The following is a 12,006-nucleotide window of genomic DNA, read 5'->3' on the forward strand; positions in this document are numbered from 1 at the left end:
ACATGACGACAAACAAACCTTTGCTGGAAATCCGCAGCCTGCACATCGAGGGTCACTACGAAGACGCCTGGCATCCATTGATCAAAGGCATCGACCTGACCCTGCAACGGGGCGAAGTGCTGGGGCTGATCGGTGAATCGGGGGCGGGCAAGTCAACCCTGGGTTTGTCGGCCATGGGCTACACCCGCGATGGCTGCCGGATCACTGGCGGCTCGGTGCAATTTGACGGTATTGACCTGCTCAAGGCCAGGCCCGAAGCCCTGCGTCAATTGCGTGGCTTGCGCATTGCCTATGTCGCGCAAAGCGCGGCGGCCTCGTTCAACCCGGCCCATCGCTTGATCGACCAGCATGTGGAAACCGCCGTGAAGAACGGCGGCATGAGCCGCGAACAGGCCATGAACGAAGCGGTGGAACTGTACCGCGTGCTGCGCCTGCCCAACCCCGAGCAGATCGGCCAGCGCTATCCGCATCAGGTTTCCGGCGGCCAGTTGCAGCGGGTCATGACCGCCATGGCCATGGCCTGTCATCCGGACCTGATCATCTTCGACGAACCGACCACCGCACTGGACGTCACCACCCAGATCGAAGTGCTGGCGGCGATTCGCGATGCGGTGAAAACCTACGGCAGCGCCGCGATCTACATCAGCCACGACCTGGCGGTGGTGGCGCAGATGGCCGACCGCATCATGGTGTTGCGCCACGGCAAACTGGTGGAAGAGGCCGAGACCCGCCAGATGCTCGGCGACCCAAAGGAGGAGTACACCAAGTCGTTGTGGGCGGTGCGCAGCTTCCGCACCGAACCCAAGGCCTGTCCGCAGGAGGAAAAACCGCTGCTGGAATTGCGCAACAGCTGCGCCAGCTATGGTCATCAACCGGTGCTGCATGACGTGTCGTTGAAACTGTACAAGGGCCAGACCCTGGCGGTGATCGGCGAGTCCGGCAGCGGCAAGAGTTCGACGGCGCGGTTGATCACCGGCCTGTTGCCGCCCACCTACGGCGAAGTGCTGTACGACGGCCAGCCGCTGCCTGCCGACTTCCGTCAGCGCAGCAAGGAGCAATTGCGACGTATCCAGATGATCTACCAGATCCCCGATACGGCGCTCAATCCACGCCAGCGCATCGTCGATATCATCGGCCGGCCGCTGACTTTCTACCTGGGCCTCAAGGGCAAGGCCATGCGCGCGCGGGTGGCCGAGCTGCTGGAGATGATCGAGCTGGACCCGGCAACCTTCATGGAGCGTCAGCCCCGCGAACTGTCCGGCGGACAAAAACAGCGGATTTGCATCGCTCGCGCCTTGGCGGCCGACCCGCAACTGATCATCTGCGACGAAGTTACCTCGGCCCTCGACCAACTGGTGGCCGAAGGCGTGCTCAAGTTGCTCAACCGCATTCAACAACAGTTGGGCGTCGCCTACCTGTTCATCACCCATGACGTTGCCACCGTGCGGGCGATTGCCGATGAGGTGCTGGTGATGCAACGGGGCAGGGTGGTGGACCACGGCTCGCGCAGCCAGATTTTCACTCCGCCGCATCAGGATTACACCGGTCTGCTGTTCTCTTCGGAACCGCAAATGGACCCGGACTGGCTCGACCGCTTGCTGGCCACTCGCGCTGCAACGAATTCAAACCCTACGCTGGAAAAAGTCTAAGGAATCACCATGAAAGTACTGATCGTTCACGCTCATCCCGAGCCACAATCCTTCACCGCCGCCCTGCGTGATCAGGCGATTGCCACCCTTGAGGCCCAGGGTCATGAAGTGCAGGTCAGCGACCTGTACAAGATGAACTGGAACCCGGTGGCCAGCGCCGACGACTTCTCAAAGCGGGAAAATCCCGAGTACCTGGTGTATGCGCTGGAGCAACGCCTGGGGGTGAAAAGCCAATCGCTGGCGGCGGATATTCAGGGCGAATTGGACAAACTGCTGTGGGCCGACCTGCTGATCCTTAACTTCCCGATCTTCTGGTTCTCCGCCCCGGCCATGCTCAAGGGCTGGATCGACCGGGTGCTGGTGTCGGGGATCTGCTACGGCGGCAAGCGGTTCTACGATCAGGGCGGGCTGGCAGGTAAAAAGGCACTGGTGAGCGTCACCCTCGGTGGCCGCGAGCATATGTTCGGTGAAGACGCGATCCACGGCCCGTTGCAGGACATGCTGCGGCCGATCCTGCGCGGCACCCTGGCGTATGTCGGCTTCGATGTACTGGAACCCTTCGTGGCCTGGCATGTGCCGTACATCAGCGACGAGGCGCGGCAGCAATTCCTGGTGGATTACACCCGGCGCCTGCAACACCTGAGCGACGAACAACCACTGGTATTCCCCAAGCTGTCACAGTTCGATGACCTGCTCTATCCACTGCGCCAACCCGCCGCCGCGGATGCATGATCAACCCCACCAACCCTGCAGGAGCAAAGCTTGCTCGCGATAGCGCCGGAACAGCCACTGCTGGTGTGACTGACAGACCGCCATCGCGAGCAAGCTCGGCTCCTACAGAAGACAATGCAGCACCCAATTGGCGAGTCCGACACAATCCCCTGTAGGAGCAAAGCTTGCTCGCGATTGCGCCGGAACAGCCACTGCTGGTGTGACTGACAGACCGCCATCGCGAGCAAGCTCGGCTCCTACAGAAGACAATGCAGCACCCAATTGGCGAGTCCGACACAATCCCCTGTGGGAGCGAGCCTGCTCGCGAATGCTTCGGCACATCCAGCATTGATGGTGACTGACACACTGCTTTCGCGAGCAGGCTCGCTCCCACAGTTTGATCTTCCGTTTGGAAGCGCGATTGTTCTGAATACGCAAACACTGAAGTCGCCGAGATTGGAATTGTTGGCGAAGTGGCCGGCTTGTAGCCTCCATTACGCCGAACACCGGGATCGGCCAACGATCCGGTGGAGCTCCAGCCAGGGCTCATCAAGACGTCATACCTTGCTTTCGGCCTTACGTCCCTTCGGGGGTTTGGCGCCTAATAAAAATAAGGAAGGCAGGTATGAGTATTCGTGCATGGGCTTGCGCAGCAACCCTGTTCGCCCCCGTTTTGTTTCCCCAGGTGGCTCTCGCATCGGAAGACCCGATGGGTTCGCTGGTGCGTGGCGTGTTCGGCGACAGCCTGGAACGTGAACACGGGATCAAGATCTACGGCTGGGGCCAGGCAGGTGTGATCTACAACAACAACGGCACGGATGACGTCAGCAAGCAAAGCTTCTTCAACACAGACGAAGGCGTGAACCTCAACCAGTTCGCCCTGGCCGTGGAAAAGAAACCCAACAGCAATGTGATCGGGCGTGTCGGACCGTTTCCCGGGCCCATGCCGCAGGAAGCCGACTGGGGCTTCAACGTCACGGCGCTCTACGGCAAGGATGCGCGCTTCTTCAAAACCTACGGTTGGGACGAAGACCTGGGCGTTAACCGCGACAACAAGGCTGAAGATCCCGCGTTCACCGTTGCCCAGGCCTACGTCGATTTCTACTTCCCGGTGCTCGGCGGTTCGGACCTGATGATCGGGATTTTCCACACGCCGCTGGAAAATGAAATCGGCTTCGCCTTGCCGTCGCCGGCACCGACCGACTTCTACTCGCACACCTATTCCTTCATGCACGGCCCGGCCAAGCATGCCGGCGCGCTGTACTCGTTCAAACTGCCATCGGCGCCCGGCGAAAGCATGCTCGGCTTCGAACTGGGCGTGGTGCAGGGCTGGAACAACCTGCAAGACCCCAACCACGACCCGGATGTCATCGCCAACGTGCGCTGGCGTTCGGCGGATTTCAACACCTGGATCGACTGGGAAAACATCTACGGCAACGGCGCCGGCGACAGCTTCGCCGACTGCAGCTGTGGCTCGCCTATCCCGGCCGGCACCAAGGATGACGACTACAAGCGCCTGGCGTCCTACCTGACCTTGTCCCAGGTGCTCGACCCGAACAACCGCGTGGCGCTGGAGCTGAACTATGGTACGCAGGAGCAGGGCGCGTTCGCCGGGTTCGCCAACAAAAGCGATGCCACCTGGTACGGCACCGACATTAACTGGTACCACAAACTCAGCGAAAACCTGATGTGGAACAGCCGCGCCGAGTGGTTCTACACCGATGCGCCGGTGCACGTGATGATGGCCAACATCGACCCGAACACCGGAATTCCGGACCCGACCTGGGGCAGTTTCTACGGTGTCACCACCAACCTGGCCTGGACCCCGACACCCAACGTGCGCCTGCGCCCGGAACTGCGTTACGACATCCATTCCGGCCCTGGTCGCGACGCCTACGCCGATGGGCAAAAGGACTCGCAAGTGGTTGCGTCTTTCGACGTCAGTTTCTTCTTCTAACCCGACGCTTTCGCTGACCCGACGTGATGGCTCTGCCCGCACGTTGCGACTTTGTTCGCCCGGACTTTGCCGGCCCGTCGCCGCACTGGAGCAATTTTCATGACAGACAACAACGATAAAAACCTGTTTGGCCGCGACGTCTCACGTCGTGATTTCCTGCGTGGCAGCGCTATCGCCGCCGGCGGGATCGCCCTGGCCAGCCTGCCGTTCAACTTCGCCGTGGGCAGTGAGCGGGTGATCAAGCTCGGCTACGTCAGCCCACAAACCGGGCCGCTCGCACCGTTTGCCGCCGCCGACAACTACATCATCGAATCGCTCAAGCAAACGCTGAAGAACACCCTTACTGTGGCCGGCAAGGCGTACCGCCTGGAAGTCATCGTCAAGGACAGCCAGTCCAACCCCAACCGCGCGGCGGAGGTGGCGAGCGAACTGATCCTGTCCGACCAGGTCGACCTGATGCTGGTGTCGTCGACGCCGGAAACCACCAACCCGGTGTCCGACCAATGCGAAATCAACGAGATCCCGTGCATTTCCACAGTGGCGCCGTGGCAACCGTGGTTCTTCACCCGTGGCGGCAAGCCCGATCAGGGCTTTGAGTGGACCTACCACTTTTTCTGGGGCCTGGAAGATGTGATCGGCACCTACACCTCGATGTGGGGTGCCATGCAGACCGACAAAGTGATCGGCGGCCTGTTTCCCAACGATGGCGACGGCAATGCCTGGGGCGATTCGAAACTCGGGTTTCCACCGGTGCTGGCGCAAAAGGGTTTCCAACTGGTCGACCCCGGTCGTTTCCAGAGCCTGACCGATGACTTTTCCGCGCAGATCGCCGCGTTCAAAAAGGCCGAGGTCGAGATTGTCACAGGCGTCGTCATCCCTCCGGACCTCACGACGTTCTGGACCCAGGCTCGCCAGCAGGGCTTCAAGCCCAAAGCGGTGTCGGTGGGCAAGGCGTTGCTGTTTCCCACGGCGGTCGAAGCGCTGGGCAAGGCGGGCAACAACCTGTCCACCGAAATCTGGTGGAGCCCGACGCACCCGTTCAGTTCGTCGTTGACCGGCGCCAGTGCCGGGCAGCTCGCCCAGGGCTTCACCCAGGCCACCGGCAAACAGTGGACGCAACCCTTGGGCTTTGTGCACGCCCTGTTCGAGCTGGCGGTGGACATCCTCCAGCGCACCGAAGAAATCGGTAACCCGAAGGCCGTGCGCGACGCGTTGCTCAAGACCAATCTCAAGACCGTCGTCGGGCCGATCAACTGGAACGGCGGGCCGGTGAAGAACGTCGCCAAGACGCCGCTGGTCAGTGGCCAATGGCGCCTGGGCCAAGACAACAAATACGACCTGGTCGTGACCAGCAATGCCACCGCGCCGGCGATCCCCCTGGGCGGCGAGATGCAGGCCATTACGTATTGATCGCGCTCAAGCAAGCAGGTGCACCATGCAACAGCCACTTCTACAACTGAACGATGTGCATAAAAGCTACGGCTCGGTGAAGGTCACCGATGCCATGAGCCTGACCCTGCAACCCGGCGAGGCCCTGGGCATCATCGGCCCCAACGGTGCGGGCAAAAGCACGCTGTTCAACCTGATCGCCGGTGGCGTGGCGGCGGACAGCGGCAGCATTCATTTCGAAGGCCGCAACGTCACCCGCGAACCAGTGTTCAAGCGCTGCCAGCAAGGCATCGGCCGTTCCCACCAGATCCCGCACCCGTTCGTGAAAATGACCGTGTTCGAGAACCTGCTGGTGGGCGCGACCTTCGGCGCGCGGTTGCGCGACAAGGAGGCCAGCCAGTGGTGCGCGCAGACCCTGGAACTGACGGGCCTGATGCGCAAGGCCAACATGCTGGCCGGCTCGCTGACCCTGCTTGACCGCAAGCGTCTGGAAATGGCGCGGGCCTTGTCGACCCAGCCACGCCTGCTGTTGCTCGATGAAATCGCCGGCGGCCTGACCGAACCGGAATGCCTGGCGCTGGTGGAAACCATTCAGGGCATCCACAAGGCCGGCGTCGCCATCATCTGGATCGAACACATCGTCCACGCCTTGCTGGCGGTGGTCAGCCGTCTGACGGTGATCAACTTCGGCGCCAAGCTGGCCGAAGGCGAGCCGCGCAGCGTCATGGCCGATCCGCGGGTCCAGGACATCTACATGGGCATCGGGAGCTGAGACATGACGACCCAAACAAAGCTGCTGTCCATCGACAGACTCTGCGCCAGGTACGGCGACTTTCAAGCGCTGTACGACCTCAGCCTGACCCTGGAAGAGGGCGAAACCGTGGCGATCATCGGTTCCAACGGCGCGGGTAAATCAACCTTCCTGCGTTCGCTGGCGGGGCAGATCAAAAATCGCCCGGATGCCATCACCTTCAGGGGCCAGGCCATCGGTGACCTGGCGGCGAACCAGGTGATCGAGCGCGGCATCGCCCTGGTGCCGGAGGGTCGAAAGCTGTTTCCGTCGCTCACAGTCGAGGAAAACCTGCAAATCGGCGCCTACAGCAAACGCCCGGGGCCCTGGACGCTGGCGAGGATTTACCAGCTGTTCCCGGTGCTGGAAAAGCTGCGCAAGCGCCCCGGCACCGCGCTGTCCGGCGGTCAGCAGCAAATGGTTGCGATTGGCCGGGGCTTGATGGCCAACCCGCACTTGCTGCTGTGCGACGAGATCAGCCTGGGCCTGGCACCGACCACGATCAAGGATATCTACGCCGCGTTGCCTTCGATCAAGGCCGACGGCACCACGGTGATTCTCGTCGAGCAGGACATCAATCAGGCGCTGAGTGTCTGCGACCGTTTCTATTGCTTGCAGGAAGGGCGCGTGTCCCTGACCGGCCGGCCAGGAGACGTCGACAAGGCGCAAATCAAAGCCGCGTACTTCGGGGTTTAGTGATGGAATGGATCAATACGCTTCTCCAGGGCATGTTGCTCGGTGGCCTCTACGCGATGTTCGCGGTCGGGCTGTCGCTGATGTTCGGCATCATGCGCCTGGTCAACATCGCCCATGGCGACTTCATCGTCCTGGCGTCGTACCTGGCGCTGATGGTGGTCAACCACCTGGGTTTCAGTCCGCTCGCCAGCCTGATGATCGTCGTGCCGGTGATGTTCTGTTTTGGCTACCTGTTGCAGCGCGGTCTGCTCAACCGGACGCTCGGCCAGGACATTCTGCCGCCGCTGCTGGTGACCTTCGGTCTGTCGATCATCGTGCAAAACGTCCTGCTGCAGTTTTTCAGCGCCGACAGCCAGAAGCTGTCCCAGGGCGACCTGGAAGTTGCGAGTGTCGGCTTCGGCAGCCTCAGCGTGGGGATCATGCCGCTGATGGTGTTTGGCGGTGCACTGCTGATCATCGGCGGTCTGCAATTGCTGTTCTATAAAACCGCGTTGGGCCGTGCGTTCCGCGCCACCTCCGATGACCAGCAGACCGCGCGGCTGATGGGCGTGAACAACGCACATATCTTCGGCCTGGCCATGGCGCTGGCGATGGCGGTGGTGTCGATCGCCGGGGTGTTTCTGGCGATTCGTACCAGTTTCGACCCCACCGTGGGGCCGGCGCGTCTGTTGTACGGCTTTGAAGCGGTGATCATCGGCGGCCTCGGCAGCCTGTGGGGCACCCTGGCCGGCGGGGTGATTCTCGGCATCGCCCAGGCACTGGGCGCAAAAATCGATCCCGGCTGGCAGATCCTCGCCGGTCACCTTGTGTTTCTGCTGATCCTGGTCGTGCGCCCGCGTGGCCTGTTTCCCCGGAGTGTGGACTGATGAATGCGATGAACAATCCTGCGCTGACCTGGCGCGTACAACGCACGACCACCAGCAGCCGGTTCGGGCTGTCATTGCTCGGGCTGTGCGTGCTGGTGCTGATCAGTGCGCCATGGTGGGCCGATCGTGCCAGCCTGCGACTGGTGGTGGAGTTCGCCTATTACCTGGCCCTGGCGCAAATGTGGAACCTGCTGGCGGGTTACGCCGGCCTGGTGTCGGTCGGGCAGCAGGCGTTTGTGGGCCTGGGCGGCTACCTGCTGTTCATGCTGTCGACGCAACTGGGGGTGCCGCCCTTGTTCGCGGTGTTGCTCTCGGGGGTACTGGTCGCGCTGTTGGCGATTCCCACGGCCTTGATCGTGTTTCGCCTGCGCGGCGCCTACTTTGCCATCGGTACCTGGGTGGTGGCCGAAGTCTTTCGCCTGGGGTTGGCGCAGATGAGTAGCTTGGGCGGCGGTTCCGGGCAAAGTCTGCCGGCGGCGATCGTACGGCAGATCGGCACGGACCGGGACGGGCGCGAGATGCTGATTTACTTCACCGCCCTAGCCATCGCCATCGGTGCCGTGGCGGTGGTGTTCTTTTTGCTGCGTTCGCGACAGGGTCTGGCCCTGGCGTCGATCCGCGACTCCGAACCGGCCTCCGGCAGCCTGGGGGTCAATACCTTCCGGACCAAGTTGATGGTGTACGTACTGGCGGCCGGTTGCACCGGGGTGATCGGGGCGCTGATCTTCCTGCAAAAGCTGCGGATTTCCCCGGATGCGGCGTTCAACCTGCAGGACTGGACGGCGGTGGTGATTTTCATCGTCATCATCGGCGGCATCGGCACCCTGGAGGGGCCATTGATCGGCACGCTGATCTATTTTGCGTTGCGAGGATGCCTGGCCCAGTACGGGGCCCTGTACATGATCATTCTCGGCGTGGTCGCGGTGGTGATGATGCTCAAGGCGCCGCAAGGGGTGTGGGGCCTGATCAGTGAGCGGCTGGGCTGGCAGGTTTTTCCCATGCAGCGGCGGTTGTCCGTGCAACCCCGGCCATAAAGGGCCGTCCGGAATCTGGAGTGCGAGGTGCCGACAGGCTAACCTCGCTGTACCGTCCGGCTACCTGTAGGAGCGAGCTTGCTCGCGATGGTCGTTAACGATAACGCGGGCTATCTGAATGCCCGCGTTGACTGGGCGTTCATCGCGAGCAAGCTCGCTCCTACACATCCAGAGAACCTGCCCCATGGATCGTTTACTCAGTGTCGAAGCCTTTGTGCGCGTTGCCGAGACCGGTAACTTCGCCAGGGCGGCCCAGCAGTTGGGCGTGACCCGTTCGGTGATTACCCACCGTATTCAGCAGCTCGAGCAGTTCATCAATGCGCCGCTGTTCCATCGCAGCACGCGTCATGTGCGGCTGTCCGAAGTCGGGGAGACGTACTACAAGGAATGCGCGGACATGGTCGCGAGCTTCAACTCGCTGACCGAGCACATGCGCGAACTGCGGGCCAAGCCCACGGGCAAACTGCGGGTGCAGATGCTGCCGGGGTTCGCCATCGGCCACTTTGGCAGGATGCTGGCGGAGTTCACGCGGCTGTACCCGGACATCGAGGTGGACGTGATCGTCAACGACCGGGTGGTCGACCCGATCGAAGAAGGCTTCGATGTCGCGTTCCAGATGTTCCCGCCCATGGCGGAAACCCTGATCGAGCGCAAACTGTTCAGTGTTCGCCGTTTGTTCTGCATGTCCCCTGACTATGCCGAGGAATTCGGCGTGCCCACGCATCCCCAGCAATTGCTGCAACACAAGATCGCCTTGTACGAGGGCTATCCGTCGCGCAATCGCTGGATCTTCACCCGCGAAGACGAACAGGTGGAACTGAGCCTGCCGGGTCAGGTGCGTTCAAATTCCGTGCATTTGTTGCGTGATTACGCTTCGACCGGGGTGTGTATTGTCTGTTTGCCGACCCTGGTGGCCAGTGACGATCTGCTCAACGGGCGTCTGATTCCGGTGCTGCCGGAGTACGCCTTGTCCTCCTTCAATTTCTCCGCGGTGTACCCCGCAACCCAGCGCCGGGCCCTGAAAGTGCGGACGCTGATCGACTTCCTGGTGGAAAACTTCGGCGACGAACCCTGCTGGGACAAGCCTTTGCTGAAGCGTGGCTGGGTGCGCTGAGTCATACACCAAACCTGTGGGAGCGAGCCTGCTCGCGAAGACGTTGTGTCAGCCAACATCCCTGCAGGATGTAAAACCGCATTCGCGAGCAGGCTCGCTCCCACAAGGATTGCAGTGCCCCCAGTGTTTGCGTTTCACGAACACTGTTGTCGCCGACTGCCTAATTGTTCCCGCGAGGGGCGAGACGTACTGTTGGCCCACTGTTACTACAACAACAAAACGGTGAAAACCATGAGTAGCGCGGCAATCGAAACAGTCTTCGGCTCGCTGGACAATTACAGCAAGGGCTCCGTTGAAATCATCAGCGGCCAGGCCAGTCACTACGCCTTTTCCAACATTTTCGAAGTGGCGCAACAATCGCGCCCTTATGAAAAAGTCGTGGTCGGCCTCAATCTCGGTTACGTCGTCGAGACCCTGCGCGCCGAAGGGCAATCGCCTTGGTACACCGCGGCGCACGACGAGTTCGCCATCGTCATGGACGGTGAAGTGCGGGTCGATTTCCTCAAGCTCGACGCGCCGTTGAAAGACGGCGAGGGCACCCGGCTGGCCGGTGAAGTCCCGGCGGGCAAACCCATGGGTTACGTCCTGCTCAAACGCGGCCACCAGTGCCTGCTGCCGGTCGGCACGGCGTATCGCTTCGAAGCCAGTCGTCCTGGCGTGATCTTGCAGCAAACCATCAAAGGACCGTTGTCGGTCGAGAAGTGGGCAGACATCTGCTTCAAGTGATCAGCCCAGCCACCCCCGCCAACCAAAACAAGAGGAATCCCGACATGGCCATGCTTGAAACCGCTGCCGATACCGCACTGTTTGCCGACGATGACGTCAAGATCAGCCCGCCCCATCCCGTGACCGGCTACTGCACCTTCCAGCTCGGCGCCTTCGAACTGTCGCGGGACGAGTATTTCGCCCGTATTACCTGGCCCGCCAAAGGCCAGACCCGCTCGCACCTGATTCCGGTGGATGCCTTCCTCCGTGCCCTGATGCGCGACGTGGCCTGGGGCTTTTTCTACGGCTGGGTCAACTTCGACCACGTCATCGGCACCCGCAATTACTACGGCAAGGTCGACCTGTATGCCGGCACCTTCAACGGTACGCTCAAGGCCGCCGGGGTCAACTACACCGAAAATTTCGAAACGCCGCTGATCATGGCGACCTTCAAGGCGATCCTGCGCGACTGGACCAACGCCACCTTCGACCCGTTTGCCGCACCGGAAGAAACCGGCACGGCCTTCGGTCGCAAGAACGGCAGCAACATCGAGGCCATCGAACGCTTCCGTATCGCCACCAAGCGCATGCCGGGCCTGAAGGATGACTCGCCGCTGCGCAACGATCTGCCGGTCAATCGCCAGTTCATCGACGTGTCCCAGGAAGAACCCGAAGTGCACGCCGCTGAAGGTTTCGAAGGCGAGCTGCATGCCTTCAGCCTGTTCAAGTACCTGTCGCGTTCCGACGTGACCTGGAACCCGTCGGTGACCTCGGTGTGCAAGGCCAGCCTGTTCTGCCCGACCACCGAAGAATTCATCCTGCCGGTGTTCCATGGCAATGACCGGGTCGAATGGTTCCTGCAACTGTCCGACGAAATCATCTGGGACGTCGGCGACAAGGACGACGGCAACCCGCGCGCCCGCATCACCATGCGCGCCGGCGACATTTGCGCCATGCCCGCCGACATCCGCCACCAGGGCTATTCCACCAAGCGCTCGATGCTGATGGTCTGGGAAAACGCCACGCCGAACCTGCCGCAACGCTACGAGAGCGGCGAACTGAAGCCGTATCCGATCGAATTCTAAGACCTTTGCC

The 12,006-nt window shown here is 61.6% G+C and carries 11 protein-coding genes; all 11 read left to right on the forward strand.

Going from position 1 to position 12,006, the window contains the following annotated elements; all coding sequences use genetic code 11:
* The first annotated feature begins 2 nt into the window (after positions 1 to 2).
* Positions 3 to 1,649: an ABC transporter ATP-binding protein gene (locus tag HNQ83_RS12755; RefSeq protein ID WP_175389288.1), complete on the forward strand. Its 1,647-nt coding sequence runs from the start codon at positions 3 to 5 to the stop codon at positions 1,647 to 1,649.
* A gap of 9 nt (positions 1,650 to 1,658) precedes the next feature.
* Positions 1,659 to 2,381 (forward strand): NAD(P)H-dependent oxidoreductase, encoded by a 723-nt coding sequence (locus tag HNQ83_RS12760; protein WP_175389289.1) that lies wholly within the window; start codon positions 1,659 to 1,661, stop codon positions 2,379 to 2,381.
* A gap of 604 nt (positions 2,382 to 2,985) precedes the next feature.
* Positions 2,986 to 4,317 carry an outer membrane beta-barrel protein gene (locus tag HNQ83_RS12765; RefSeq protein WP_175389290.1) on the forward strand — a complete coding sequence of 444 codons (1,332 nt, stop codon included), beginning with the start codon at positions 2,986 to 2,988 and terminating at the stop codon, positions 4,315 to 4,317.
* A gap of 99 nt (positions 4,318 to 4,416) precedes the next feature.
* Complete coding sequence (locus tag HNQ83_RS12770; protein ID WP_175389291.1) at positions 4,417 to 5,727, forward strand: ABC transporter substrate-binding protein; 1,311 nt, start codon at positions 4,417 to 4,419, stop codon at positions 5,725 to 5,727.
* 25 nt (positions 5,728 to 5,752) lie between these two features.
* Complete coding sequence (locus HNQ83_RS12775) at positions 5,753 to 6,478, forward strand: ABC transporter ATP-binding protein (protein ID WP_175389292.1); 726 nt, start codon at positions 5,753 to 5,755, stop codon at positions 6,476 to 6,478.
* Between the two features lie 21 nt (positions 6,479 to 6,499).
* The gene (locus tag HNQ83_RS12780) at positions 6,500 to 7,192 is read left to right on the forward strand and encodes an ABC transporter ATP-binding protein (RefSeq protein ID WP_175389323.1); all 693 of its coding nucleotides are present in this window, start codon (positions 6,500 to 6,502) and stop codon (positions 7,190 to 7,192) included.
* Positions 7,193 to 7,194: 2 nt separating this feature from the next.
* Complete coding sequence (locus HNQ83_RS12785; protein ID WP_175389293.1) at positions 7,195 to 8,058, forward strand: branched-chain amino acid ABC transporter permease; 864 nt, start codon at positions 7,195 to 7,197, stop codon at positions 8,056 to 8,058.
* On the forward strand, positions 8,058 to 9,092 hold the full coding sequence (locus HNQ83_RS12790) for a branched-chain amino acid ABC transporter permease (protein ID WP_175389294.1): 1,035 nt from the start codon (positions 8,058 to 8,060) through the stop codon (positions 9,090 to 9,092). Before HNQ83_RS12785 ends, HNQ83_RS12790 begins: the two co-directional genes overlap by 1 nt.
* Before the next feature lie 184 nt (positions 9,093 to 9,276).
* Positions 9,277 to 10,206: a LysR family transcriptional regulator gene (locus tag HNQ83_RS12795; RefSeq protein WP_175389295.1), complete on the forward strand. Its 930-nt coding sequence runs from the start codon at positions 9,277 to 9,279 to the stop codon at positions 10,204 to 10,206.
* Positions 10,207 to 10,437: 231 nt separating this feature from the next.
* A complete protein-coding gene (locus tag HNQ83_RS12800; protein WP_175389296.1) occupies positions 10,438 to 10,932 on the forward strand; it encodes a hydroxyquinol 1,2-dioxygenase in 495 nt (164 codons plus the stop codon).
* A 44-nt stretch (positions 10,933 to 10,976) separates the two neighbouring features.
* Positions 10,977 to 11,996 carry a hydroxyquinol 1,2-dioxygenase gene (locus HNQ83_RS12805; protein WP_175389297.1) on the forward strand — a complete coding sequence of 340 codons (1,020 nt, stop codon included), beginning with the start codon at positions 10,977 to 10,979 and terminating at the stop codon, positions 11,994 to 11,996.
* Positions 11,997 to 12,006: the final 10 nt, after the last annotated feature.

Source organism: Pseudomonas sp. C2B4 (genome assembly GCF_013359695.1).
Lineage (GTDB): Bacteria > Pseudomonadota > Gammaproteobacteria > Pseudomonadales > Pseudomonadaceae > Aquipseudomonas.